The following is a 26,153-nucleotide window of genomic DNA, read 5'->3' as shown; positions in this document are numbered from 1 at the left end:
CGCTACTTGGCGGCGACCGTGACCTCGACCGACGCCGTGATGGACGGGGCGAGGCGGATCACGACGGGGTGGGCCCCGAGCGTCTTGATCGTGTCGGTCTCGATGCGGCGCCGGTCGACGCTGAAGCCCTGCGCGGCGAGCGCCTCTTCGATGTCGCGCGCCGTGACCGAGCCGTACAGCTTGTTGCCCTCGCCGACCGGGCGGCTGATGGTGATCTTGACCTGGTTGAGCTTGCCCGCGAGCTGCTCCGCCTCGGAGCGCGTCTTCGCGGCGCGCGACTCGGCGACCCGCTTCTCGTGCTCGATGCGGGACACGTTCTCGGCGGTGGCGCCGATCGCGAGGCCGCGCGGGATGAGGTAGTTGCGCGCGAAGCCCGGGCGAACCTTCACGAGCTCGCCGCTCTTGCCGACGTTGTGGAGGTCCTCCGTGAGGACCACATGGATGTGGGTTGCCATGATCGACCTCCTACGCCGTCACGGTGAACGGCAAGAGCGCGATATTGCGCGCGCGCTTGATGGAGAGGGTCACCTTGCGCTGGTGGCGCGCGCAGTTGCCGCTGATGCGGCGCGGGACGACCTTGCCGCGCTCGGAGATGAAGTACTTGAGCGCCTGCGGGTCCTTGTAGTCGATGACCAGCGCCTTGTCCGCGCAGTAGCGGCAGACGCGCTTCCGGCCCGTGCGGCGGCGCCCGGGGGCGTCCGCGTTCAGGTCGGGGGTGCGCCCGAAGTCGCGATCGTCGTAGTCCCCGCCGCCGTTGCGGCCCATGTCGTTGTTACGGCCGTTCATTGCTCAGCTCTCCTCCTCGTCGGTCGCGCCTTCCGCCTCGCCCTCTTCGGCGTCGTCGAGGTCGCTCGGCGGGGCCGCCTCGGAGCTCCGGTCGATGCGGCGCTCCGGCTCGATCAGGCCGAGCTGCCGCTCGCGCGAGTCGTCGCGGTCGTCCTCCAGCGGCGTGAGCTCCAGGCGCTCGAACTTCACGTCCTCGTCCGCGATCGTGACGCCCTGGGCCTCGACGTCGTTGCGCACGAGCACCGTCTGGTACTTCAGCACGCCGTCGAAGAGGCGCAGGTTGCGCTCGATCTCGGAGACGACCTTCCCGCCCCCGAGGTACTTCAGGTACACGTACACGCCGCGGCGGTGCTTCGCGATGTCGTACGCGAGGCGGCGGCGCCCCCACGTCTCGACCTTGGTCAGCCGGCCGGCCTCGCGACCGACGACCTCGGCGAGGCGCGACCCGATCTTCTCGGCGCCGTCGGCGTCGATGTCGGGTCGAAGGATGTAGATGGTCTCGTACTCTCTGGCGCGCCCGGGCGCCGTTACCTGTCGGCTCATTCAGTCTTCCCTCTCGGACGATGGCCCCGGGGCGGCGCCCCGGAGCGAGGAAAGGAGCAGCGGATCGAGCGACGCACCGGCGAGCTCGATCCGCTGTCTCCGTCGAGGATCAGGGCTTCTGCGTCGGGGGGGAGGGACCCCTCTCTCCCTTCGCGTCGGGGGCCGGGTCTGCCGACCCTTCCCCTTCGCCCTTCTGCCTCTTGCCCGGCCTGGGCCGGGTGTTTCGAACGTTCATCGCGGCCTCGAAGCCGCGGGCGGCGACTTCTAGCACACTTTGGACAGCTTGCTTCAAGCAGTCGGGCAGGCCCGCGCGCTCGACGGCGTCGAAGCCCGACAGGACGTAGTCCGCGACCTCTCCCCGGAAGCCCGCCGGCGGCCGGCCGATCCCCAGGCGGACGCGCCCGAAGTTGCCCGTGCCGCAGTGCGAGATGATCGAGCGCAGCCCGTTGTGCCCCGCGTGGCCGCCGCCGACCTTCAGGCGGACCGTGCCGAAGGGCAGATCGAGCTCGTCGTGGAGCACGATCAGCCCGGACGGCGCGATCTTGAAGAAGGCCAGCGCCGGCTGAACGCTCCGCCCCGACTCGTTCATGTAGGTCATGGGCTTGAGCAGGATCGCCGGCTGCCCGGCGATCTCCGCCTTCGCGTGCACGCCCGAGAACTTCTCGCGGAACGGATCTGCCCGGACCTCGTCGGCGAGCGCATCGACGGCCATGAAGCCGACGTTGTGCCGGTGAGCAGCGTATTCCTTGCCCGGGTTTCCCAGGCCGACCACGAGCAGCATGAAGAGCTGGTTCTGCTGAGCCCCTGGAGCGGACGCGGCGGCGGTGCGCCGGGCCGCAGGGCAGGACGGACCGCGCGCGCCTCGCCGTGAGGCGGCGACCGGCGGCCCGCTCCCTGGTTACTTCTTGTCCTTCTTGTCGCCTGCCGGGGCGGCGGCGCCCTTCGCGGGGGCAGCCCCACCAGCGGCCGGAGCAGCCGCCGCGGCGGGCGCGCCGGCAGCCGGCTTCGCCTCTTCCTCGGGGCCGGCCTTCTCGGGCGCGTTGACGACGGCGATGGTCTGCTCGTCGGCGAGCAGGGCCTTCACGCCCTCGGGGAGCTTCAGCCCGCTGGCCTTGTACGACTCGCCCACGTCGAGCTCGGTCACGTCGATCTCGATGAACGACGGGATCTTCTCGGGCAGGCAGCGCACCGGGATGGTGCGGAAGATCTGCTGGAGGATGCCGCCGGTGACCACGCCCTTCGGCTTGCCCACGCAGCGGAAGGGGATGTGGACGTCGACGGGCTGGTCGAGCTTCACCTGGATGAAGTCGGCGTGGACGAGCTCCCGCGAGATCGGGTGGTAGTCGTAGTCGCGCACCATGACGGTGAGCGTCTCGCCGTTCTCGATGGCCAGCTCGACCACGGAGTTCTTGCCGTGGTCGGAGCCGAGCACCTGAAGGAGCGCCTTCGGCGAGACGGCGACCGACAGCGGCGCGAGCTCGCGCCCGTAGGCGATGGCGGGAATCTGTCCGGCGCGGCGCAGGCGGCTCGACGCGCTCTTGCCGCTATCCTCGCGCCTCGTGGCGTTGAGCTTGATGATCTCCATGACGACGGCTCCAGAAGTGTTCCGGGGGTCCGCGATGCGCGGTCCGCTCCGGCGTAGGGTGCGGCGCTATAGCAGAACGGAGAAGAGAAAGTCGAGCCTTCGTCGCCGGATGGCGCGTTTTGTGGCAGGGGCGCGGGGACGACCTTGATCGTCGCCGCGCTTCCTGCCGACGGGCGCGCGCAGCCGGTCAGACGAAGAGTGAGCTCACCGAGTCCGAGTGGTGGATGCGGCGGATCGCCTCGGCGAGCAGCCGCGCCACCGAGACGACCTTGAATTTACCTGAAGCCCTCGCCTCTTCCGAGAGCGGAATCGAGTTCGTCACCACGACCTCGGTGAGGGGCGAGTCCTTGATGCGCTCGACCGCCGGCCCGGACAGGACCGGGTGCGTCGCGCAGGCGGCGACGCTCTTCGCGCCCTGCTTCATCAGGGCGTTGGCCGCGTTGACCAGGGTGCCGGCGGTGTCGATGAGGTCGTCGAGGATGAGGCAGCTCTTGCCGGACACCTCGCCGATGATGTTCATGACCTCGCTCTCGTTCGCCCGCTCGCGCCGCTTGTCGATGATCGCGAGCGTGCCCTGGAGGCGCTTCGAGTAGGCGCGGGCACGCTCCACGCCGCCCGCGTCCGGCGAGACGATGACGACGTCCTTGCCGTAGTTCTCGCGGAGGTGGTGGTCGAGCAGCGCGGGCATCGCGAACAGGTGGTCGAACGGGATGTTGAAGAAGCCCTGGATCTGCCCGGCGTGCAGGTCGAGCGCCACGATCCGGTTCACCCCGGCGGCGACGATGAGGTCGGCGACGAGCTTCGAGGTGATCGGCGTCCGCGGCGCGACCTTCCGGTCCTGCCGGGCGTAGCCGTAATAAGGGATGACCGCCGTGATGGAGCCGGCCGAGGCGCGGCGGAGCGCGTCGACCATGATCAGGAGCTCCATCACGCTGTCGTTCACCGGCGAGCAGGTCGGCTGCACGACGTACGTGTCGACACCCCGGACGTTCTCCTGGATGACGCAGAACGTCTCCCCGTCCGAGAAGCGCGACACGCGCGACTTCCCCATGGGTTGCTCGAGTACCTGACAAATTTCCTGGGTAAGCGCTAAATTGGCGTTGCCGGAGAAGATACTGACTCTCTTGAACACGGCGCGCCTCCAGCCCATTTAGGGGAGCGCGGCTCTATCAGCCTGACATGGGCACGTCAAGCGACTCTGTACATCGATCGCTTGGCTGTACGGCTGTATCGTGCCCGGCGGGTCCGCTTTCCACCCGCTTTTCGTTCGGCGCTGCTTCGGGTTAGGTAGCGGCTGTGAAGCATCTCGCTGCCGCCGCGGGCGGGCAGGACGGGCGCGCCGCGGTCGGGCCGCGGGGCAGCCTCGTGATCATCGGCAACTTCGACGGCGTTCACCGGGGGCACCAGGCCCTGCTCGCCGACGCGGCGCTCGACGCGGAGCGGCGGGGGCTCGACCCGGTGGCGCTCACGTTCGCGCCGCACCCGGCGAGCGTCCTCGGACGCACCCCGCCGCCGCTGCTGACGGCGCTGCCGCGCAAGATCGAGCTGATCCGGCGCGTGCAGCCGGCGATCCGGGTCGACGTGGTGACGTTCGACCCTGCGTTCGCGGCGCAGACGCCCGAGGAGTTCGTGCGGCGCGTGCTGCTCGACAGGCTCGCCGCGCGCGTCGTCCTGGTCGGCGCGAACTTCCGGTTCGGCCACGGCCGCGCCGGGGACTTCACGACCTTGGGGCGCCTCGGGGAGGACCTCGGCTTCGAGACGCGGTCGCACCCGCTCGTCGGCGACGCCGAGGGGGCGTTGTCGAGCACCCGGATCCGCGCGGCCATCGCGCGCGGGGATCTCGAGTCGGCCGAGCAGATGCTGTCCCGCCCGCACATGCTGTCCGGCGTCGTCGCGCAGGGGGCCAAGCGGGGCCGGACGATCGGCTTCCCGACGTGCAACCTCGACGAGATCGACGAGGCGCTCCCGCCGTTCGGCGTCTACGCGACGCTGGTCGATCGGGTGACCTCGTCGGGCCGCGCGATCGCGCTCGCTCGCGGCGTGGCGAACCTCGGCGTCCGGCCGACGGTCGAGGCGTCTGGGCAGGCGCGGCCGAACCTCGAGGTGCACCTCTTCGACGTCGACGAGGATCTCTACGGCGCGGCGCTGCGCGTGCACTTGATCGCCCGCCTGCGCGAGGAGCGGCGGTTCTCCGGCCTGCCGGAGCTCAAGGCGCAGATCGCGCGCGACGCCGAGGCTGCGCGCGCGCGGCTCTCGCCGCTGAGCGAGGATCCGGCGGCGGAGGGCGCTTTTCGCTGAGCGGCGGCAGGACGGTGGGGCGACGGTGGGCGAGCGGCGGATGTGGTAGCGTCCACCGCGATGGAGCGCCGGGACCTCGACGGGCTGACGCGGGAGGAGCTGATAGCGCGCGCCGAGGGGCTCGGGGTGCCGCGGCCGCGCGTGCTCACGAAGGCCGAGCTCGTCGACGAGATCCTGGCGCGCGCCGCGCAGAGCGAGCCGGAGCGGGCCCGCCTGCGCGGCTTCCTCGGGCGGGCGCGCGATCTGCTCTCGCGCGTGGTCGAGCGCGGCCTGCACATGCCCGAGACCGCGCGCGCGCTGCGCGGCGAGCCCCCGCCGGAGCAGTGGCCGCCGCCCCCGCCGCAGCCGCTGCCCACGACGACGCTCGCCGAGATCTACGCCTCCCAGGGGCACACGGGCCGCGCCATCGCGGTGCTCGACGAGATCCTCGCGCGGGCGCCGCACCACGAAGAGGCGCGACGGCTGCGCGCGCAGCTCATCGAGAAGGCGCAGCGCGCGCCGGGCGAGGGTGAGGCAGCGCAAGGCGCGGGCGCGGGGGGAGCGGGGGACGCAGAGGCGGAGGACGAGGACGACGAGGAGGCGGCGGAGGACGAGGGGGAGGACGACGCGGCGAGGGCGGACGCGGGGACCGCGGAGCGCGCTGGCGCCGAGGCCGCGCAAGCCGCGGACGCAGCGAAGGGCGCTGCGCCGGAGGCCGCGCATGCTGCGGACGCAGCGAAGGGCGCTGCGCCGGAGGCCGCGCAAGCTGCAGACGCAGGGGCGGCGGAGGGCGCTGCGCCGGAGGCCGCGCAAGCTGCGGACGCAGGGGCGGCGGAGGAGGGCGCTGCGCCGGAGGCCGCGGAGGGGGCCGGCGCTGGTGCGGGCGCCTCGGAGACCGCTGGCGCGGAACCCGTGAAGGGCGCAGCTCCGGAGCCCGCGGGTGCGGAGGTCGCGGAGGCTCCTGTCGCGGAGGACGCTGGCCTCCACGCGCCGAGCGGGACCCCGAGCCCGGACGCGCAGGGTAGGGCGGCCGAAGCCGTCTCCGGAGCTCCGGAGGGCGCTCCGGCGCAGCCGTCGCCCGCGGGTGCTCCTGCGCAGGCGTCGCCTGTCGCGGAGGACGGCGGCGCGGGCGCGGCCCTGAGCTTTGCGTCGATCGTGAACGACGAGCAGCAGGCGGAGATGCCGGCGCGGTACGACCTCGACGAGATCGTCGGCATCGCCGTCGATCCGGAGACGCTCTACCTCTACTGGGAAGTGCGTCCCAGGACGCTCGCGCGAGCGCGCGCGCGTCACCCGGAAGGCCAGCTCTCGATCCGCGTTGTCGCGGTGCTCCCGAGCTGGGAGAGGCCCGTGGTCGAGCAGCGCGATCTCGCCATCGACGCGCTCTTCGGGGACATGTTCGTGCGCGACATCCCGGCCGGCGCGCACCTCCGGATGTGCACGGGCTGGCTCGTCGGCGACGTGTTCGAGCCCTTCGCCGTGGGCCTCGAGGTCGCTGCGCCGCGCGCGTTGCCGGTCTCGACGAGGTCGTCCTCCGCGGAGCCCGCCGCCCCGGAGCCCGCGGCGCTGCCGGGCGAGGCGCCGGCGGGCAGCCTCGCCGCACCGGGCGACACGGATACGCACGCCGACGGGGCGCCATCCCCGGCATCCGGCGCGCTCCAGGCTCCTGCGCCGTCCGCAGGATCTCCTGGTGCGACGGGTGAGGAGGGAACGCCTGCTGCCGTGGCGGACCCTGCGGCGAGCGCGGCGCCCGTGATCGCATCTCCGCCGGCTCCGAGCGCGCCAGACGCGAGCGGCGACGTGGTCTCCGAGGCGGTCGCGCCTGGGCCGCGCGGGGACGCGGCCGCAGAGATCTCCGCGCCGGCGCCGGGCCGCGACACCGCGCCAGAGGCTGGCGCGCCGGCCGCGAGCAGCGGTGCGATCGGGGCGGCGGCTGCACCTGAGGCCAGCGGCGATGTGGCCGCGGAGGCGGCTGCGCTCGCCGCGCGCGATGGGGCCACAGCGGCTGCCGCGCAGCTCGAGCGTCGCGACATCGCTGCTGAAGCTGTCGGATCGGCCTCGCTCCGCAGCCTCGCTCCCGATGGGGGCACGCCTGGGCGCAGCGCGGAGGACGCCGCCGAGCCGGCGGCCTCCGCGTCGAGCGAGGGGCCAGCCCGGTTCCCTTCCGGGACATCGCCGACGCCGGAGGCGCTCGCGCAGGCGGTCGCGGCGACCCGCGATTCATCGAGCGAGGGGCCGGCGCGCTTCCCCTCCGGGACGTCGCCCACGCCGGAAGCGCTCGCGCAGGCGGTCGCGGCGACCCGCGGTGGGGCCAGCGAGCTTGGCCGCGGGAGCGGCGGCGGCGGGAGCGGCGGGCTCGAGTCCGGGCACGGCGGCCCGCCTCACGCGAGCGAGGCGCTCCGGCGCGCGGGAGCCGGGTGGCCGCAGTCTCCGGGCGGCAGCAGCGAGATGCGCGCGGGCGCCGGGTGGCCGCAGCCCCCGGGCGGCAGCAGCGAGATGCGCGCTGGCGCCGGGTGGCCGCAGTCCCCGGGCGGCAGCAGCGAGCTGCGCGCTGGCGCCGGGTGGCCGCAGTCCCCGGGCGGCGGAAACGAGCTCTGGCGAAGCTTCGCCACCCGGGAGCGCCCGCGATCCGGGGCCCGCTGAGCGGACCGCGCGACGCGCCGCACGCAACTGGCGAGGCGCGGCGGTCGACCCAGCTCGCGTGCAACCGAACCACCGATCCACCGCCAGCTCCGCCCTCTTCCTCCTCGGCGCGCTCGCGTGCGCCCTCTCCGCGCCGCAGGCGCGCGCCGACCTCCCCGCCGACGACGAGCCCACGGCGCTCGATCCGCGCGTCGACCGCCTCGACACCGCGCCCCACGAGCTCTGGGCCGCGGCCCCGGGACGGGCGCAGCCGCTCTGGATCGCGGTCCAGCTCGGCGTCGCGCAGCTCGACCGCGGCGAGCGCTCCATCAGCGGCATGCTGCTCGCGAGCATCCCCCTGGAGCGGCTGTCCGAGCGCCCCGGCGTGCCCCCTCCTCCCTCCGCCGTCGCCGAAGCGGACGCGCCTCGGCTGAAGCCTCCTCCCCCGAGCCAGGGCCCGCCCCGCGCGGCGCCGCCGCCCGAGCTCCCGGGAGCGCCTCCCCCGGCGCCGCCTGCCGAGGTCGAGCCGCCGCTCCCGCTGCCGGTCCGGGTCACGCCGGCGATGGCGCGCGCGATCGTCGAGGCGGCGCTGCGGCAGGCGCGCCTCCTCGATCCCGGGGCGCGCATCGACGCGCTCGCCTCGCGCGCCCGCGCTTCGTCGCTGCTCCCGGAGCTCCGGCTCCGCGTCTCGCGCCTCGTCGACGAGGCGGAGAACCTGGCCCCCACCGAGTACGATCCGGCGCGCAGGACGGCCTCCGGCGGAACGAGCCTCTGGCTCGAGGCGCGCGCGACATGGCGGCTCGACCGCCTGGTCTTCGTCGATGAGGAGATCGCCCTCGAGCGCCTCCGCCGCGAGCGCGCCGAGCTGCAGGCGAAGCTCGTGGCGCGCGCGCTCGAGCTGCTCTTCGCGTGGCAGCGCGCCGTCGCGCTCTCGGCGGACCCGGGCCGGAGCCCCGAGGAGCACCGCGCCGCGACGCTCGCGGCGCTGGAGGCCGAGGCGTCCCTCGATCTGCTCACCGGCGGCTGGGTGACGCGCTGGCGCGCAGCCGGCGAGTGAGACCCGGCTCACCCGCCCGCCGTGCCCGCGCCTACAGGATGGTCTGCGAGAGCGTCACCTTGCGCTTGCCGGTCCCGGTGTCCCCGTCGGCATCGGTGACGGTCGCCTCGATCTCGACGACCTTCCCGAGCAGCTCCTCGATGCCCCGCTCCCCGTCCAGCCGGAACCGCAGCCCCGGGAGCTTGCAGAAGCCGCCCTCGTCCTGGTCCAGGGTGAAGATGACCTTCAGCGGCTCGACCGTGTACCCGAGGTCGGGAACGAAGCCGCTCACCACGGTGGTCGAGCCGGAGCGGCGGAGGTTCTTGATCCGGGTCGCGACGAAGATGTGGTACCCGCCCTGCGGCCCCGCTTCCACCTGGACCTCGTCGAGATCCTCGAGCGGGAAGTAGTCGGCCTGGCCCTCCCCGACGACGACGATCGGCGCCCCGCCGCCCGCCGGCTTGCAGACGTCCGGCACCGCGTCCGACTTCCACGAGGCGCTGTAGGGCTCGAGCCGCCGGGGATCCACGCCGGGGGCGCTGCAGCCGCCGGCCACGCAGGTCTGCGGCGCCGGGCACGTGCGCGCCCCGGGCGCCACCACGCACTCCCGCTCGAGGCGCACCTCGAGGAGCAGCGTGCGGCCGCCGAGCACCTGCGTCGACGCGGTCCGGACGAGCAGCGGCCTGTCCGCGTCCTCGGCCCCGAACGCTTCCAGGGAGATCTCCACCGCCGTCCCGTCCTCGAGATCGCTGAAGAAGAACTCCCTGGGGAAGAACAGCTGCCCGCTCTTCTGCGTCATCACGTCGTCGCGCACGACCTCGCCGCCGGCGCGCAGGACCACGCGCATCCAGTCCATGTCGGCCCCCGCGAGCAGCTCGCTCGTCACGCCGATGACGACGGTCCCCGTCGTCGGTCCCGCGACGCCGCAGCCGGCGACGACCACCAGGAAGCAGAGCGCGAAGGCGGCGAGCAGGGAGTTGCGCATGTTCACGGCGGCCCGGCCGCAGGGGACGCGGCGGCCGTCGCCCCATCTTCGCGGCGTTCGGTCCTCCACGTCCAGGCGATCGACGTCGTTGCGCGCGTCGGCGCGCGCGGCGAGGCGGGCGATGCGCCGCGCTACTGGACGCCCTCGAGCGCGGCCAGGAACACGTCCGGGCCGACGAAGTCGTTGAACCGCTTCCGCTCCGCCCCGGTGGAGTCGTAGATCACCACCGTGGGCAGGCCGACGACCCGGTACTTGCCCTTGACCGCGTCGACCTGCGGATCCTCGTCGTCCGTCGCGTCGACCTTCACCGCGACGAAGTGCGCCGCCTTCGCCATGACGCGCGGATCCGAGAAGGTGTCCTTGTCGAGCTGCTTGCAGGCGCCGCACCACTCCGCGGTGAAATCCACGAGCAGCGGCCGCTTCTCCGCCTTCGCCTTCGAGACGGCCGCCGGCTCCTCGTGCAGCCACGTGAGCTGCCGCGGCGCGGCCTCGCCGGCCAGCGCCACCGGGACGGGCGAGGCGAGCCGCGGCATATCCATGCTCGCGACGAGCAGGAACCCGCAGGCCACCGTGAGCGCGATCCCGAGCCCCTTGCGGGCCTTCACCCCGAGGCCGCCGTCGTCCCAGGACAGGTGCACCGCGCCGAGCGCGAGGCCGAGCGCGACCAGGCCGGCCATCACCGCCATGAACTGCGGCGTGGGCTGCGCGAGCGACGACAGCGCCGGGAACGTCGTCTTCAGGAAATAGAGCGCGACGATCAGCATCACGATCCCGAAGAACGACTTCACCCCGAGCATCCACTTGCCGCCCTTCGGCAGCGCGACGGCGAACGTGCCGACCAGCCAGAACGGCAGGCCGAGCCCGATGGAGAACGTGGCGCCGACCAGCGCGCCGAGCCCGATGCTCTGGGTCTTGCCGATCCAGAGGATGATGCCGGTGAGGACGGGCCCGGTGCACGGCGCGGCGACGAGGCCGCTCACCAGCCCGAGCAGGAAGGCGCCGCCGTAGCCGATGCCGCCGACCTGCGAGAGCCGCTGCATCAGGGTGTCGGGCAGCGTCATGTCGAACGCGCCGAACATCGACAGCGAGAGCGCGATGAACACGAGCGCGATGCCGACGATGACCCACCGGTTCGCGAGCACGCTGCCGAACAGGCTCCCGGTGAGCGCCGCGACAACGAGCATCGCCGTGAAGAGCACGACGATCCCGAGCACGAAGCTCGTCGAGAGCAGCATCGCCTCGCGCCGGGACTTCGCCTCCCGCGCCCCGAAGATGCTCACCGTGATGGCGATCATCGGGTAGACGCAGGGGGTGAGGCACGTGAGCAGGCCGCCCGCGAGCGCGGCGAGCGCCGCGAAGGCCGGCCCCGCCTGGAGACCGCGGGTGAAGAGATCCGGCTGCTCCTCGGCCCGCGCGAGCGCCGGGAACACGAGCACCGCGAGCGCGGCGAGCGCGGCCAGCGCGGCCGGCGCGCCGCGCTGAAGACCCGCCGGCGCGGCGCCGGCGCTTCCCTTGACCAGCGCGCCGCGCTGAAGACCCGCCGGCGCGGCGCCGGCGCTTCCCTTGAGACGAGTCGAAGCGGTCATCACGGAGGTTCTATAGCAAAGCGATCGCCCTCGTGCGGCGCGCCGCCTTCCGTTCAGACCGCCGTCAGCGCTTCGCGAGCGACGCCAGCGTCCGACGCGCCGCCTCGATCTCCCCGCCGAGCGCGATGGCCATTGCGACCCTCCCCGAGGTGCTCCGCTGTACGAAAGCTTCCAGATATTTCCTTGCCTCGTCCCAGCGATGGTCGAAATAGGCCATCTGCCCGAGCACGAACCGCCCGTAGCCCTGGCCCGCCGGCACCTCCGAGAGCCGGTCGATCAGCGCGCCGAGCCCCTCCACCGTCTTGCCGCTCTCGCACTGCACGACGGCGAGGTGCCCCTGGTAGAGCGGCTTGTCCCGCGTGCCCCAGCGCGCCGCCCGCGTGAGCGCGCCGATCGCCTCGTCGTACCGGCGCGCCAGGTGGTACACGCTGCCGAGCGTCCACCAGTGGAACGCCCTGCGGCTCGCCGGCCCCGTGCGCGCCGCCAGCCGGAGGTGCCCCACCGCCCCCTCGATGTCGCCGAGCGCCTGCTTCGCCCGCGCCGCGTCCTGGTGGGCGACGTCGCTCAGCACGTCGAGCGCCACGATCTGCTCCGCCACCTCGGCCGCCCTCTCGAACCGGCGCGTTTCAAAGTACGCGAGGTAGAGCTGCCGCAGCAGCATCGCCTGCGTCGTCCTGTCGAGCGGCCCCCGGAGCGACAGCCCCCGCCGCGCCCACAGCGCGCGCGAGCGCGGCGTCACCGCGCCCAGCGCCCGCCGCAGCATCTCCTCGGCGTTCAGCGCCGCCGCGGGCGCCGGCCGTCGCGCCGCGCTGCTCGGGCGCTTCTTTCGTGGGGCCTCGTCCTGGCCAGCGTCTCCCCCGCCGGACGCAACGGCCCGCACCGTCGATTTCGTGCGCCGCGGCGCACCCCCGGAGCCCCCACGGACGGTTCGAGCGCCGCCCACGCTGTCACCGTGCTCGCTCGCCTTGCGCACAGAAATGAATCGTACCAGACCTGCACAGGCGTTCCAGCAAGACGCGACCTTTCCAGAATTGACTCGGGCTGGGCCGGACGCTGGACGCCGTCACGTACAGTTGCACCCTACCGGGCGTGGCGCCATACGTCGCGGCCATGCGTCGCCGCCCTGGGTTCAGCTCGCTTCAGCAGCGTGGGTATTCCGTCTCCACGGTCTCCGGCAGCCCGGGTCGGGGCTCCACGCTCCGCCTCGTGGCGTGCCTGGCGTTGCTCGGCGCGACGCCCCTCGTGTCGGGGTGCGGGCACCCGGCGGGCCGCGAGGAGTGCGAGGCGATCTTCAAGCGCAGCGCGGAGATCGAGCTCCGCGCCCAGAACATCGTGGATCCGAAGATCGTCGAGGAGCGCATCGCGGCGGTGCGGGACGCCCGCAAGGACCTCATCGACAGGTGCGTCGGGCGGCACATCACCGACGCCGCGATGGCGTGCGTCCGGCAGGCGACGACCCCGGAGCAGGTCGACCGATGCCTGGAGTGACGCGGCCGGCGACGCGCGCCGACGTCTTCGCGACGCTGGCGATCGTGCTGCTCGTGATCGGCGTCGTCGCGGGGCGCGCCGCGCTCCGCCGCCTGGCCGCGCGCCCCTCGCCGGAGGCGTGCGCCGCGCTCCTCGACCGCTACGTGGAGCTCGTCCTGCGCGCGGCCACGCCTGAGCCCGCCGCGTCCCAGGTCGCCGAGCGCAAGGCGCTGGCGCGGGAGGCCGCCGGCGAGCGCGGCTTCGTCCGCTGCGAGGCCGACCTCACGCAGGCGGAGGTCGCGTGCGCCCTCCAGGCGAGCAATGCGGACGACCTGGAGCGCTGTCTGCCCTGACGCGACGAGCGCGAAGCCGGCGGCCGACCCGCTCCGACATGCGCCCCCAGCGTGAAGGAGGCGCGGCGCGCTGCGAATCGTTCCGAGCGCGCCGCGCTGTGATAGTCTCGGCCGTGGCGAGCGCTCCCCACTGGCGCGATCTCCTCACCTCCCCACCCTCGGATTGCCTGTCGTGAAAGCCCCGTCGCCCTTGCTCGGCTTCAACAACAACGTCCGGCACAAGGGGCGGTTGTTCCATATACAGACCGAGGACTCGGGCATTCGCCATCCTCACATCATCACGCACCTCTTCGCCGACGGCGGGCGCATCCTCAAGACCACGAAGACGTCGTACGCGGAGCATGTCGGCCAGGCCTCGCTCGCGGATACGGTGCGCGGGATGATGAAGGAGCAGCACAAGGCGATGTTCATCGCCCTGCGCGACGGCCTCTTCGACTACCTCTTCGACGACTCCGCCGCCCCGCCCGTGTCGGCGGCCGCGGCCGCGGCGCCGCCCCCCGCCGAGCCGAGCAAGCCGGCGCGCCCCCCGGCGCCCTCGTCGCCCGACGCGATCAGCGCGCCGAAGCCGCCCCCGCCTTCACGGCCCCTCGCGCCCGAGGCGGCGCCCCGGCCGAAGCCGGCCGCCACGCCAGCGCCAGCGCCGATGCCGCCTCCGAGGCCCGCCACGCCAGCGGCGAGGCCCGCCGCCGTCACGCCCGCCGCGCCGCCGCCGCGCGCCCCGGCGGCCGAGCCGCCGCCCGCGTCGGCCAGCTCGCGCCCGCGGCTGGAGCTCGATCCGCTCGCGCTCCAGGCGCTCGGCGGCGGGCGCGCGGCGAGCCCGCTCTCCGGCAGGGCGGTGCGCCCCGCGCCCGCGGAGATCAAGCCCGAGCAGCCGTCGATCGATCTCGATCTCGACGCGCTGGAGCGCGCCGCGGCCGAGGCGCAGACGCCGTTCTTCCAGCAGATCCAGGACCTGCCGCCGCCGCCGGCGTCCGTGATCGGGCGGCGGGCGGAGTCCGCGGCGTCCGGCGCCGGCGTCTACAGCAACGTCCACCCGGAGCAGCCCGTGGCGCCGCCGGCGCCCTCGGTCGCCGTCGAGCACTTCGCGAGCGGCCCCGGCTCCGGACGCTATGCGGCCTCGCGCCCGGCCAGCATCTTCGCCACCAACCGGCCCGGGGAGGGCTCCTCGATCTTCGGTGAGGACCTGATCAGCGAGAAGTCGCTGGACGAGGTGATCCTCAGCTACCTCGCGGAAGACCTCGACAGCCCCCCGGAGAAGAAATAGCCAGGCGGCCGCCTGGCGGGGCGAGCGCGTGGGCAGGCGCGTGGATCAAGCGCGGGGGGAGCAGACGCGTGGCGATCAGGCGCGCGGCGATCAAGCGCGCGGCGATCAAGCGCGTGTGTCGACCGGCGGTCACATCATGAGCCGCGACCGGACCGCGAGCGGCACCGAGGGGCAGCGCCGCGGGGGCGCGGCCGTGGCGCGCATCTGGCTGCGGCCGATGTCGTACCTGCTCGGCGTCAGCATGGCGACCCTGGCCGTCATCTACCTGCTCGACCTCGCGCGGCAGGGGAACGAGGGCCTCGCGTTCTGGGACATCTTCCTGCAGATGTCGCCGGGCGACGCCGAGCACATCATGGGCGGCATCGGCGAGGTCATCGCCGCGATCCTCGGCATCGTGATCACGGTCGCCTCGATCATCGTGCAGCTCGCGGCGAACCGCTACACGCCGCGGATCACCGAGATGTTCTTCCGCGACCGGACGAACATGCTCGTGATGGGCTTCTTCGTCGTCAGCGCGGTGTTCTCGCTGTGGATCAACTTCTCGATCCGGGGCGGCCCGACCGAGCGAGAGCTCTTGATCGGCTCGACCGCGCACGCGTTCGTCCCGTACTACGGCGTCCTCGTCACGATGGGGCTGCTCACCGCGAGCCTGCTCATGATGGCGCCGTATTTCGGTTACGTGTTCGACTTCGTCGAGCCCGACAACGTGGTCGGGCGCATCAAGAGGAGCGGCATCGAGCAGGCGCTGCGCCCCGCGGGCGGGGAGAGCGACGACGCCATCGACGAGCGGCGGGTGACGGCGCTCTCGTCGCTGGAGCAGCTCGCCGACGTGGCGCTCAACGCGATCGACCAGAAGGACAAGGGGATCGCGTCGAAGACGGTCGACTCGCTGTCGGAGCTCGTCGTCGCGTACCTGCCGTACAAGGCGACGCTCGACCCGCGCTGGTTCCAGATCCGCGACCGCCTCGCCAGGGACACCGACTTCGTGAGCATGAACGCCGAGGCGCTCGGCAAGCTCTCGACCACGCGGACCTGGCTCGAATACAAGGCGCTCCGCCAGTTCCTGATGGTCTACCGCGAGGCGCTCACGGCGATGCCCGACCTCATCACGCGCATCGCGATCGACACGCGTTACATCGGGCAGACCGCCATCGGCGCCGGCGACCGGGCGGCCGTCGCGGTCGTGGTGAAGTTCTTCAACACCTACATGCGCAGGTCGCTCAACGCGAAGGACATCGCCGCGGCCTACAACAACCTGAACCAGTACCGCTACCTCGCCGAGGAGCTGCTCAAGGCGGGCTGGGGGGAGCAGGTCCTCGAGGTCGCGCGCTATTTCAAGTACTACGCGCAGACGGCGCACGCGATGGGGCTCGCGTTCCTGACCGAGACGGTCGCGTTCGACCTCTGCGTGCTCAACGAGCGCGCGTACGACGTCCACGCGCCCGCCCGCGACGAGCTGCTCCGGATCTTCCTCGACGTGGACAAGGAGGCCGATCTCGACCAGCAGGAGCGCTCGCTCCGCGGCGTCCGCAAGGCGCAGGTCAAGCTCGCCACGTACTACCTGCAGAAGGGGGAGGAGGTGCTCGCGCGGAAGATCTACCGCGACATGCGCGACGAGCGGCCCGACCGGCTGCGCTCGATCCGGGCGGAGCTCCTGGCCGTGACGAGCAACGAGTTCTGGGAGATCAACGACCGGGGCGCCGTGTTCGAGTACATCGAGCCCGAGCGGCGGCAGCTCATCCACCGCTTCTTCGAGTGGTTCCCGGCGACGACCATGCGGGAGCCGATCCGCGAGGAGCACACCCAGGAGTGAGCGGCGCTCCCGCAGGTGAGCCGGGGCGCGGCCGGCGCGCGGGGAATCCGCGGGGGGCATGGTCGCGGTGATTCCTGCGGCGCGCGGGCGGCGATAGGATGGGCATGCGTTCGCCGCACCACGTCGACCCGCCGGAGGAGGGCTAGCCTCGACCGGCGCCGAAGACGCGGAGATCGAGCGCTGCCGACCCCGAGATGCCCGCCTCACGCCCCCACACCAAGCACGCCGAGCCCGACGCGACGCGGGGGCTGTTCGCCGGCAAGTACCGGCTCATCCGGCTGCTGGGCAAGGGCGCGATGGGGGAGGTGTGGCTCGCCGAGGAGGACGGGCCGCCCGACGCCCGGCGCCTCGTCGCGCTGAAGCGGCTGGCCCCGAGGCCCGAGCTCGGCGCCTACGCGAGGGAGTCGTTCTTCGCCGAGGCGCAGGTGATCGCGCGGCTCGACCACCCGAACGTGGTGCGGCTGGTCGAGCTCGGGACCTTCGAGGGCTCCGTGTACCTCGCCCTCGACTACGTCGACGGGCCCGCCATCGATCGCGTGCTCAGGAAGGTGGGCGCGTTCTCGCCGCGCGTCGTGGCCTACATCGGCCGGGAGATGGCGAGGGCGCTCGAGGCCGTGCACACGCTCTGCGAGGAAGACGGGCGGAGCTACGCGGTCGTCCACCGCGACGTCTCGCCCTCGAACATCCTGATCGGGCGGGACGGCCGCGTGTGCCTGACCGACTTCGGGGTCGCGCGCGTCCCGGGCGTCGGGGGCGATCAGGCCGACAGCGGCGTGTTCAAGGGGAAGCTCCCGTACATGCCCCCGGAGCAGGCGCGCGGCGAGCCGTTCGACGGGCGCGCGGACGTCTTCTCGCTGGGGCTCACGCTGCTGGAGGCGCTGCTCGGCAGCCGGGTGCGCAAGGCCGAGACGCAGACGCAGCTCATCCTGCGCGTCGCCTCGACGCCGATCCCGCGCGCGCGCGCGCTCCTGCCCGAGCTGAGCGCGCCGCTCGCGGACGCGCTCGACGCCGCGACCGAGTTCAGCGCTGACAAGCGGACCGCCACCGCGGGCAAGCTGGCCGACGCGCTGGAGCAGGTGCTCCTCGGGATGGGCCAGGGCGCCGAGCAGGAGGCCCGGAACGAGCTGAAGGAGCTGGTCGAGACCTACATCGCGCGGGCGCGCTCGACGAGCAACTCCGGCTGCCACGTCGCGCCGTCGATCCCGCCTGCGAGCGCGCCGGGGCAGAGCTCGCCGGGGCTGACGGGGCATGCGCCGGGCGCCGTGCCCGCTGGCTCGCCGGGCCGTCCGTCGTCGCCCGAGGGGCGGCGGAGCGCGCCGCCAGCGCGCGGGAGCGGCGCCCCGCGCCCGCCCGGCGCGGCCATGGGCTCGCTCTCGGTGCAGTACCTCGATTTCGACGGCGTGGACGACGCGCCGCCGCGCCCGCGCGCGCCGTCGGCCGCGCCGGAAGGCGAACTCCAGCGGAGGCGCGCCGCGATCGCGGCCGGCGGCGACGCGGCGCAGAGGAGCGGCACGCCCGCGGGCAGCAAGCCGCCCGCGGCGGACGGGGTGCGCGCCGGCGAGGCGGCGCCCGACGAGGAGCCTGCAATGGCCGGGCTCAGCCCCGAGCAGCTGCGGCGCAAGCGGACGATCTTCTTCGCGGGGCTGTTCGTGCTGGGGGCGCTCGCGACGACCCGGCTGCTGTTCGTCTCGGGCTGCTAGCCGGCGCCTCTAACGGTCGTCGTTGATCCGTGGTGGGGAGAGATTTGAGCCACAGAGGCACAGAGGGCACAGGGGGAAGAGAACAGAGATGAAGCAATGACGCTTTTCTTCTTCTCTCTTCTGTGCCTCTGTGCCTCTGTGCCTCTGTGCCTCTGTGCCTCTGTGCCTCTGTGGTTCCCTCTTTCATGAACGAGGGAGAACCTGGGCGACGCGGCACCAGGTCCGTATCAGCCGAGCTGGATCGCGCGGAGCACGGCCGCCTCGTTGAGCGCGTGACGGCCGCCCTGGACCGACGCGAAGCCCGCGCGAGCGAGCGCGGTGAGCGCGTGCACGGCGCGCCGGATCTCGACCTGGCTGCGCGAGCCGCCGCGCGCGGCGAGCTCCTCCGCGGTCAGCGCCGCGCCGCTGGCGAGCAGCTTCGCCGCCAGGGCGACGTGCGCCACCGACCGGGGTGATCGCCGTCGCGCGTGGCTCCTCGCGGCGCTCACCATCTGCTTGACACCGCGCACCGCGAGCACCGCCCCGGCCGGCAGCGCGAGATCCCGGAGCGACGGCGAGGCCGGCCTCGCGGCGACCTTCACGGCCGCGCCGGCCGGCGCCGGCGCCGGCGCCGCCGGGGCGCGCTCCCGCGGCGCGGTGGGAGCGGGCGCCGCCGGCGGGCGCGCGGCGTCGACTTGACCGGCCCGCGCCACGGTCTCGTGCTGGATGACGACCTTGACGACGCCGGCCACCCGCAGCGCGATGCGCAGCTGCTCGGCCTCGGCCTCGGCGGCCCTGCGCGCCTCGTCGGCCTGCTCGAGCTGCCGCTCGAGGCGGCGGATCTCGGCGCGCAGCGCGGCGCTCGGATCGGGCGCCTTCGCGCTCGCGAGCTCGTCGGCGAGCGCCTCGCGCAGCTCATTGATGAGCGTGCTCAGCTTCGAGTCCGCGATCCGCGGCGCGCCGCCGGCCTCGCCGGTCCAGCTCGGGGCGTCGCCGCCGTGGGCGGTGTGGCGTGCGCGCCAGCGCTCGAAGCGCCCGATGGCCGGCAGGAAGAACTCGCCGGCCGGGAGCGCGCGGAACTCGTCGAACGTGTGCCCGTCGACGAGCGCCCTCACCGCGTCGTAGTCGCGCTCGATCTCGAAGCCGCCGATCGCGGGGAAGTTGAGCTGGCTCATGAGCTCCTTCGAGACGGCCTGCGTGCGCTGGCTGGCGACGGCGAGGAGGACGCCGCGCTTGCGGCCCTGCTTGGCGAAGCGGTGCAGGATGTCCGAGGTGAGCGACGCGCCGGACTGGGGCGCGAAGATGTGCACCTCCTCGACGACGAGGGCCGCGGGCGCGCGGCGCTCGGATAGGAGGACCCAGAGCCGCTCGAGGAACGGGAGCGCGGCGCTCTGCTGGGCGCGGCTCGTGGGCTGATCGGAGAGGTCGATGACGACGCCGAGGCCCTCGTCGAGCACCCGCGCGAGCGCGAGCGCCGCCGCGCGCTCGCCGGACGGAAGCGGCAGGTCCGCGTGGGCGCCGCCGAGGACGAGCAGGCGGAACCGCTCCCGCAGCGTGTGGAGCTCTCCCTCGGGATCGACGGCGACGACGGGGATGCCGGCCGCGAGCAGCTCCTCGCAGAGGACCCCGACGCCGAAGCTCTTGCCGCGACCGGACGAGGCCCAGATGCCGACGCGCAGGCCGGTGCGGGCGTAGTCGGACAGGTCGAGCTGGTAGCCGTCGCAGAGGGAGAGGGTGGGGCTCACGGGGTCGCTCCGCGCCGGGGCTCGGGGCCGGACGCGCTCACCTGCGGACTCTAGGCGAGCGCGGCGGCGCGCGCGAGCCGAGCACGGTGGCGTCGCGACGAAGTCAAGGGCCAAGGAGCGAAGGGCGCCGGGAGGCGGAGAGGCGAGATCGACAAGGCACGAGGCCTGGCGAGACGGGGGTCCACCCCCGCCGAGGCACGCACAAGGCCGGGCTGGCCGAGAGCGAATCCCCGTGAGGAGGCACGGTCATGGCCTGTCACGTCTCGCGTCTGGCTACCTCGCAACAAGCCCGTTCCGGTCTAGCCACGAGAATTGAAGAAGGAACCGTCGTGTGTCAGCCGACGCCGGTGAGTTGCGTTGTTGCGATGGAGCCAGTGCGTCGACTCCGTGCTATCCGGACGCGATCCATCGAGTTCTCGTTGTCGGCCGTGGACTCCATCGTTGTAAGTTCGCGCCTTCCCCCCGAAGGGAGCGCTGGCGCGGATCGATTGCTTTCGCGATCTCGTGAAACGAGCCGACAATGCGTGTTCGTTCAGCGCCGCGACACGCTCGAGGCGCTGCCGCCGTCGCTCATCGACTCCGAGCTTCGTGGACGTGGCGACATGAATCACCCTCGATGCCTCCGATCCTGCGGTTCGTGCACTCACCCGGAGGTCGAGCCCTTCATCCTGCGCAGCCCTCGAGGCCAGCCGAGAACCGTCTGCCAGGCTCGACGGCGTAGCTCCACCGGGGCACGGCGCGTCATGATAGCGTCAAAAAAAGAAAAAAAAGCGAGACCGCCGTCGAGTCTTGACCTACGCCGCGGGCGGACGCTAGAACGCTGGCGCGAGACGGAGACAGCTAGAACGGCCACGCGTCGCCGCGTGACCGTGCAGAACCAGAGCAATGACGCGTGGGAGCACGCGTGAGGTCGCGCGGGGGTAGTGCGCGACAGGCTCCATCGATCGATCGCCGGTCAGCCGCTGGACTGTGTAGTTCGTTCCCCGGCATCTCCGTCGACTCGAGCGCTGTGCGCTTCAGGGGGTCAATCGGTTCATCGCTCCGGGCTGCCTGGGCTGCCCCGGCGGATCCCCGTGAACACGGCGTGCTCCTTCGGCCCGATCCCGGCGAACGACGAAGCGCCCCAACCACCGCCACGACCACAGAGCGAAGAGGTTTCTCATGGCGAACTCAGATGATTCGGCCCCCCTGGGCGGACAGCAACACTACCAGCTCAGCCTCGGGACGCCGGCCGCGCGCAAGCTCGCGACGACCACCAAGTCGCCGCCCCAGATGCAGGGCATCACGTCGCGGTGGCTGCTCAAGCTCCTGCCGTGGGTGCAGGTGTCCGGCGGCGTGTTCCGCGTCAATCGCCGGCTTTCCTTCGCCGTGGGCGACGGCCGCGTGAGCTTCACCAACACCGGCGCCGCGGTGCAGGTCATCCCGCAGGAGCTGTGCGAGCTGCCGATCCTGCGCGGCTTCGACGACGACGAGCTCCTCGCCGCGCTGGCGAGCCGCTTCGTCCAGCGCGAGTTCAAGGCGGGCGACACGATCGTGGAGGCGGGCCAGCCGTCCGACGCGATCTTCCTCATCGCCCACGGCAAGGTCGAGCGGGTCGGCAGGGGCAAGTTCGGCGATCAGACCGTGATCGACGTGCTGGCCGACGGCGATCACTTCGGCGATAAGACCGTGATCGAGTCGCAGGACAGCTGGGGCTTCACGGCGCGGGCGGTCACGCCGTGCACCGTGCTGACGCTCCCGCAGCAGGCCTTCAGCGAGATGGTGGATCGGTCCGATCGGCTCCGGGGCCACATCGAGCGGTTCAAGGAGCTCGCGAGCAAGCCGAAGGACAAGGAAGGCGAGGCCTGCATCGAGCTCTCCGCGGGCCACAAGGGCGAGCCCGACCTCCCGGGCACCTTCGTCGACTACGAGCTCGCGCCGCGCGAGTACGAGCTGAGCGTCGCCCAGACGGTGCTGCGGATCCACTCCCGCGTCGCCGACCTGTTCAACAACCCGATGAACCAGACCGAGGAGCAGCTCCGGCTCACGATCGAGGCCCTGCGCGAGCGGCAGGAGCACGAGATGATCAACAACCGCGAGATCGGCCTGCTCCACAACGCCGACCTCAAGCAGCGCATCCACACCCGGAGCGGGCCGCCCACCCCCGACGACCTCGACGAGCTCCTCTCGCTCGTGTGGAAGGATCCGAGCTTCTTCCTCGCCCACCCGCGCACCATCGCGGCCTTCGGCCAGGAGTGCAACCGCCGCGGCGTCTACCCGCAGAGCACGGAGGTGAACGGCAACAAGGTGCCTGCCTGGCGCGGCGTGCCCATCTTCCCCAGCAGCAAGATCCCCGTCAGCGACACGCGCACGAGCTCCATCCTGCTGATGCGCGCGGGCGCGGAGAAGCAGGGCGTCGTCGGCCTGCACCAGACCGGCATCCCCGACGAGTACCAGCCCAGCCTGTCCGTGCGGTTCATGGGCATCAACGAGAAGGCGATCATCTCGTACCTCGTCAGCGCCTACTACTCGGTGGCCGTCCTCGTGCCCGACGCGCTGGGGATCCTCGAGAACGTGGAGATCGGCCGGGCCCAGGGCTGACGCGCCCCGGGGGGGACGCGGTCGGGAGCTGTTCACTCAGCGGCGAGCAGAGGTCATGCAACCCTTCGAGCTACCCCAGTTCTACGTGCCGTGGCCGGCGCGGCTCAACCCCCACCTGGAAGCCGCCCGCGCGCACTCCAAGGCGTGGGCCCGCGAGGTCGGGATCCTGGCCCCCGAAGGCAAGGAGAGCAGCGACGACATCTGGACCGAGCACGACTTCGACTCGCACGATTACGCGCTGCTCTGCGCGTACACCCACCCGGAGGCGCCGGAGGCGGAGCTCGACCTGATCACCGACTGGTACGTCTGGGTGTTCTACTTCGACGACCACTTCCTCGAGATCTACAAGCGCACCAAGGACCTCAAGGGGTCGAAGGCGTACCTCGACAGGCTGCCGCTCTTCATGCCCGTGGAGCCGACCGGCGCGACGCCCGCGCCGACCAACCCCGTCGAGCTGGGCCTTACCGACCTGTGGGCTCGCACCGCGCCCGGCACGTCCTCGGACTGGCGGCGCCGGTTCGTCGAGGCCACGAAGAACCTCCTCGCGGAGTCCACCTGGGAGCTCAACAACATCAACGAGGGGCGCGTCGCCAACCCGATCGAGTACATCGAGATGCGGCGCAAGGTCGGCGGCGCGCCGTGGTCGGCGGGCCTGGTCGAGCACGCCGTCTCGGCCCAGATCCCGGCCAGGATCTCCGAGAGCCGGCCGCTGCGCGTGCTCAAGGACACGTTCTCCGACGCCGTCCACCTCCGGAACGACATCCTCTCTTATCAGCGAGAGGTCGAGCAGGAGGGGGAGAACGCGAACTGCGTCCTTGTCCTCGAGCGCTTCCTCGGCGTGGACACCCAGCGCGCCGCCGATCTCGTCAACGAGATCCTGAGCTCGCGGCTGTACCAGTTCGACAACACCGTGTTCACCGAGCTGCCCTCCCTCTTCGAGGAGCACGGCCTCGATCCGAGGGAGCGCCGGGACGTGCTCGTCTACGTGCGGGGCCTCCAGGACTGGCAGTCGGGCGGCCACGAGTGGCACATGCGGTCGAGCCGCTACATGAACAAGCAGGCGAACGCCGGCGCGCCGGTCGGGTGGGTCGCCGGCGGGCCGACGGGCCTCGGGACCTCGGCGGCGAGCCTCAAGCGGGTCGTCGGGGCGCTGGGGCTCACGCGCTTCAAGAGCTTCACCCACGTCCCGTACCAGCCGGTCGGGCCGGTCAAGCTGCCCGCCATCTACATGCCTTTCCCGCTGGCGCTGAGCCCTCACCTGGAGGCCGCGCGCAAGCACACCATCGCGTGGGCGCGGCGGATGGGGATGCTCGACGTCGTGCCGGGAGCGCCGCTCTCCGGCGTGTGGACGGAGGAGCGGCTCGCGGGCTTCGATTTCCCCCTGTGCGCCGCCGGGATACACCCCGACGCGTCCGGTCCGGCGCTCGACATCTCGTCGCAGTGGCTCACCTGGGGGACGTACGGCGACGATTACTTCCCGGCCGTCTACGGGAACGCGCGCGACATGGCGGGCGCGAAGGCGTTCGTCCGGCGGCTGCCGGCGTTCATGCCGGTCGGCTCCGACGTGGCGCCGCCGCCCACGAACGTGGTCGAGCTCAGCCTCCTCGACCTCTGGTTGCGCACCGCGCCCACGATGTCGACGTACGCGCAGCGCCGGTTCCGCCGCGCGATCGAGGAGATGCTCGAGAGCTGGGTGTGGGAGCTCGCCAACCACATCCAGGACCGGATCCCGGATCCGGTCGACTACGTGGAGATGCGCCGCGCCACGTTCGGCTCGGATCTCACCATGGCCCTGTGCCAGCTCGCCGTGGGCGAGAGCATCGCGCCCGAGGTCTTCCGCACCCGGACGATGCGCAACCTGACCAACAGCGCCCAGGATTTCTGCTGCCTGGTGAACGACATCTTCTCTTACCAGAAGGAGATCCAGTTCGAGGGCGAGCTCAACAACGGTGTGCTCGTCGTCGAGAAGTTCCTCGACTGCGACAAGGAGCAGGCGGTCGCCGTGGTCAACGACCTGATGAGGGCCCGGGTCGAGCAGTTCGAGCACATCGTCGCCACCGAGCTCCCCGTGCTCTTCGACGACCTGGGCCTGGACGCCGGTGCGCGCGAGAAGCTCAACAGGTACGTGAAGGACGTCGAGAACTGGATGGCCGGGGTCCTCCACTGGCACCGGGGGACGAAGCGGTACCTGGAGCCCGTGCTCCACAAGACGCCCACGGTGGGGCGCCTGCTGTATGGCCCCGGCGGGCTCGGCACCTCGGCGGCGCGCGTCGCCTCGCTCCGCGGCGGCCGGGGCTCGGGGGCGGCCGACGCGCCGCCGGCCCAGGCGCCCGCGCGGATCGGCACGGCGAGGACGGCTTCATTGATTGAACAGCTCAAGGCTCGGGGAGAGAAAGCATGACGACGTCGTCGAACTGGGGACCTCGTGAAGAGGATTGGCACAAGCGGCTCAGCCTCGGGACCGAGGCGGCGCGGAAGCTGGCGACGACCACCAAGTCCCCGCCGCAGATGGCGTCGATCACGCCGCGGTGGCTCCTCAAGGTGCTGCCGTGGGTGGAGGTCTCGGCCGGCGTGTTCCGGGTGAACCGGAGGCTCTCCTACGCCGTGGGCGACGGCCGCGTGACCTTCACCGAGGTCGGCCGGAATGTGCGCGTGATCCCGCGGGAGCTGTGCGAGCTGCCGATCCTGCGCGGCTTCGACGAGGACGCCGTGCTGGAGGAGCTCGCCGACAGGTTCGTCCAGCGCGACGTGCAGCCCGGCGACGTGATCGTGGAGCGGGGGCAGCCGGCGGACCAGATCTGCCTCATCGCGAGCGGCAAGGTCGAGAAGCTCGGGGTCGGCAAGTACGGCGACAGGACGGTGCTCGGCGCGCTGGCCGACGGCGACTACTTCACGGCCGAGGCGCTGCTCGAATCGCACGATCAGTGGCAGTTCACCGCCAGGGCGGTCACCGCGGGCACGGTGCTGCTCCTCGATCAGCGGGCGTTCGAGGAGGTGGTCAGCGGGTCCGCGGCGCTCAGGGATCACCTCGAGCAGTTCAAGGCGAGGGCGAGCAAGCCGCAGGACAAGGACGGTCAGGCCGCCATCGAGATGGCCGCAGGGCACAAGGGCGAGCCCGACCTGCCGGGGACGTTCGTCGATTACGAGCTCAGGCCGAGGGAGTACGAGCTGAGCGTCGCGCAGACGATCCTGCGCGTGCACACGCGCGTCGCCGACCTGTTCAACGATCCGATGAACCAGGTGAAGGAGCAGCTCCGGCTCACGATCGAGGCGCTCCGGGAGACCCAGGAGCACGAGCTGATCAACAACCGCGAGTTCGGGCTGCTCCACAGCGCCGACGTCAAGCAGCGGCTCCAGACCCGCACCGGGACGGCCACGCCCGACGACCTCGACGAGCTGCTCTGCCGGCGGAGGAAGTCGCGCGTCCTGCTCGCCCACCCGCTCGCGATCGCCGCGTTCGGCCGGGAGTGCAGCCGCCGCGGCCTCTACCCGCAGACCGTGGAGCTGAACGGAACGAGCGTGCGCTCCTGGCGCGGCGTGCCGCTCCTGCCGTGCGACAAGATCCCGATCTCCCGCGGCGGCGCGACCTCCATCCTGGTCATGCGCACGGGGCTCGAGGACCAGGGGGTCGTCGGGCTGCACCAGACCGGGATCCCCGATGAGGTCGAGCCCAGCCTCAACGTCCGGTTCATGGGCATCAGCGACAAGGCCATCATGTCGTACCTCGTCAGCGCCTATTACTCCGCCGCCGTGCTCATCCCCGACGCGCTCGGCATCCTCGAGAACGTCCAGATCGGGCGCTGAGCGCGGCCGCGCTCCGCCGGGAGCAGGC

Annotated in this window: 21 protein-coding genes; 11 read left to right on the top strand and 10 right to left on the bottom strand. The window is 72.2% G+C overall.

The features are described from left to right. Positions 1–2: 2 nt before the first annotated feature. The 6 genes from rplI to WME89_RS42415 all read right to left on the bottom strand — a co-directional run bounded on the left by rplI (position 3) and on the right by WME89_RS42415 (position 4,064). Entirely contained in the window at positions 3–455 is a 453-nt protein-coding gene (rplI, locus tag WME89_RS42440) for a 50S ribosomal protein L9 (RefSeq protein WP_437620502.1), read from the bottom strand. A gap of 10 nt (positions 456–465) precedes the next feature. Then, on the bottom strand, positions 466–786 hold the full coding sequence (gene rpsR / locus WME89_RS42435; protein ID WP_061611043.1) for a 30S ribosomal protein S18: 321 nt from the start codon (positions 784–786) through the stop codon (positions 466–468). A 3-nt stretch (positions 787–789) separates the two neighbouring features. Continuing rightward, positions 790–1,329, bottom strand: a complete 540-nt coding sequence (gene rpsF / locus WME89_RS42430; protein WP_437620501.1) for a 30S ribosomal protein S6 — start codon at positions 1,327–1,329, stop codon at positions 790–792. Positions 1,330–1,438: 109 nt separating this feature from the next. Further along, on the bottom strand, positions 1,439–2,110 hold the full coding sequence (gene pth / locus WME89_RS42425) for an aminoacyl-tRNA hydrolase (RefSeq protein ID WP_437658739.1): 672 nt from the start codon (positions 2,108–2,110) through the stop codon (positions 1,439–1,441). Positions 2,111–2,227: 117 nt separating this feature from the next. Further along, entirely contained in the window at positions 2,228–2,914 is a 687-nt protein-coding gene (locus tag WME89_RS42420; RefSeq protein ID WP_438005280.1) for a 50S ribosomal protein L25/general stress protein Ctc, read from the bottom strand. Positions 2,915–3,101: 187 nt separating this feature from the next. After that, positions 3,102–4,064 carry a ribose-phosphate pyrophosphokinase gene (locus WME89_RS42415; RefSeq protein ID WP_437620498.1) on the bottom strand — a complete coding sequence of 321 codons (963 nt, stop codon included), beginning with the start codon at positions 4,062–4,064 and terminating at the stop codon, positions 3,102–3,104. Positions 4,065–4,210: 146 nt separating this feature from the next. Between WME89_RS42415 and ribF the strand changes: the two genes are divergently transcribed. From ribF to WME89_RS42400, 3 genes are read left to right on the top strand one after another with little or no spacing between them, the layout of a single operon-like run. Then, positions 4,211–5,212, top strand: coding sequence for a riboflavin biosynthesis protein RibF (gene ribF, locus WME89_RS42410; RefSeq protein ID WP_438005279.1), 1,002 nt, complete (start codon positions 4,211–4,213; stop codon positions 5,210–5,212). 42 nt (positions 5,213–5,254) lie between these two features. Then, entirely contained in the window at positions 5,255–7,834 is a 2,580-nt protein-coding gene (locus tag WME89_RS42405) for a tetratricopeptide repeat protein (RefSeq protein WP_438005278.1), read from the top strand. Positions 7,835–7,892: 58 nt separating this feature from the next. Continuing rightward, positions 7,893–8,870, top strand: coding sequence for a hypothetical protein (locus WME89_RS42400; RefSeq protein ID WP_438005277.1), 978 nt, complete (start codon positions 7,893–7,895; stop codon positions 8,868–8,870). Positions 8,871–8,901: 31 nt separating this feature from the next. Here WME89_RS42400 and WME89_RS42395 read toward each other — a convergent pair whose 3' ends face one another. The 3 genes from WME89_RS42395 to WME89_RS42385 form a co-directional block, all read right to left on the bottom strand. Then, positions 8,902–9,834 carry a hypothetical protein gene (locus WME89_RS42395; RefSeq protein WP_438005276.1) on the bottom strand — a complete coding sequence of 311 codons (933 nt, stop codon included), beginning with the start codon at positions 9,832–9,834 and terminating at the stop codon, positions 8,902–8,904. Between the two features lie 131 nt (positions 9,835–9,965). Continuing rightward, positions 9,966–11,420: a protein-disulfide reductase DsbD family protein gene (locus WME89_RS42390; RefSeq protein ID WP_438005275.1), complete on the bottom strand. Its 1,455-nt coding sequence runs from the start codon at positions 11,418–11,420 to the stop codon at positions 9,966–9,968. Positions 11,421–11,484: 64 nt separating this feature from the next. Further along, positions 11,485–12,300 carry a tetratricopeptide repeat protein gene (locus tag WME89_RS42385; protein WP_437620492.1) on the bottom strand — a complete coding sequence of 272 codons (816 nt, stop codon included), beginning with the start codon at positions 12,298–12,300 and terminating at the stop codon, positions 11,485–11,487. A 230-nt stretch (positions 12,301–12,530) separates the two neighbouring features. On the opposite strand from WME89_RS42385, the gene WME89_RS42380 reads away from it, so the two are divergent. The 5 genes from WME89_RS42380 (at position 12,531) to WME89_RS42360 (ending at position 18,017) form a co-directional block, all read left to right on the top strand. Continuing rightward, positions 12,531–12,908 carry a hypothetical protein gene (locus tag WME89_RS42380; protein WP_438005274.1) on the top strand — a complete coding sequence of 126 codons (378 nt, stop codon included), beginning with the start codon at positions 12,531–12,533 and terminating at the stop codon, positions 12,906–12,908. After that, on the top strand, positions 12,896–13,240 hold the full coding sequence (locus tag WME89_RS42375; RefSeq protein ID WP_438005273.1) for a hypothetical protein: 345 nt from the start codon (positions 12,896–12,898) through the stop codon (positions 13,238–13,240). The genes WME89_RS42380 and WME89_RS42375 overlap by 13 nt, the downstream gene beginning before the upstream one ends. A gap of 172 nt (positions 13,241–13,412) precedes the next feature. After that, positions 13,413–14,504: a hypothetical protein gene (locus WME89_RS42370; RefSeq protein ID WP_438005272.1), complete on the top strand. Its 1,092-nt coding sequence runs from the start codon at positions 13,413–13,415 to the stop codon at positions 14,502–14,504. A 115-nt stretch (positions 14,505–14,619) separates the two neighbouring features. After that, on the top strand, positions 14,620–16,317 hold the full coding sequence (locus WME89_RS42365) for a DUF2254 family protein (protein ID WP_438005271.1): 1,698 nt from the start codon (positions 14,620–14,622) through the stop codon (positions 16,315–16,317). A 194-nt stretch (positions 16,318–16,511) separates the two neighbouring features. After that, positions 16,512–18,017 carry a serine/threonine protein kinase gene (locus WME89_RS42360; RefSeq protein ID WP_438005270.1) on the top strand — a complete coding sequence of 502 codons (1,506 nt, stop codon included), beginning with the start codon at positions 16,512–16,514 and terminating at the stop codon, positions 18,015–18,017. A 227-nt stretch (positions 18,018–18,244) separates the two neighbouring features. Here WME89_RS42360 and WME89_RS42355 read toward each other — a convergent pair whose 3' ends face one another. Continuing rightward, positions 18,245–19,741, bottom strand: a complete 1,497-nt coding sequence (locus tag WME89_RS42355; RefSeq protein ID WP_438005269.1) for a helicase HerA domain-containing protein — start codon at positions 19,739–19,741, stop codon at positions 18,245–18,247. Positions 19,742–20,902: 1,161 nt separating this feature from the next. Here WME89_RS42355 and WME89_RS42350 point away from each other — a divergent pair. From WME89_RS42350 to WME89_RS42340, 3 genes are read left to right on the top strand one after another with little or no spacing between them, the layout of a single operon-like run. After that, the gene (locus tag WME89_RS42350; protein ID WP_438005268.1) at positions 20,903–22,321 is read left to right on the top strand and encodes a family 2B encapsulin nanocompartment shell protein; all 1,419 of its coding nucleotides are present in this window, start codon (positions 20,903–20,905) and stop codon (positions 22,319–22,321) included. 55 nt (positions 22,322–22,376) lie between these two features. Further along, positions 22,377–24,722 (top strand): family 2 encapsulin nanocompartment cargo protein terpene cyclase, encoded by a 2,346-nt coding sequence (locus WME89_RS42345; RefSeq protein WP_438005267.1) that lies wholly within the window; start codon positions 22,377–22,379, stop codon positions 24,720–24,722. Continuing rightward, positions 24,719–26,125, top strand: coding sequence for a family 2B encapsulin nanocompartment shell protein (locus WME89_RS42340; protein ID WP_438005266.1), 1,407 nt, complete (start codon positions 24,719–24,721; stop codon positions 26,123–26,125). The genes WME89_RS42345 and WME89_RS42340 overlap by 4 nt, the downstream gene beginning before the upstream one ends. Positions 26,126–26,153: the final 28 nt, after the last annotated feature.

The organism is Sorangium sp. So ce321, from assembly GCF_051530195.1.
Lineage (GTDB): Bacteria > Myxococcota_A > Polyangia > Polyangiales > Polyangiaceae > Sorangium.
Note: the sequence above shows the minus strand (reverse complement) of the source record. Positions and strands in the feature narration are given on the sequence as shown.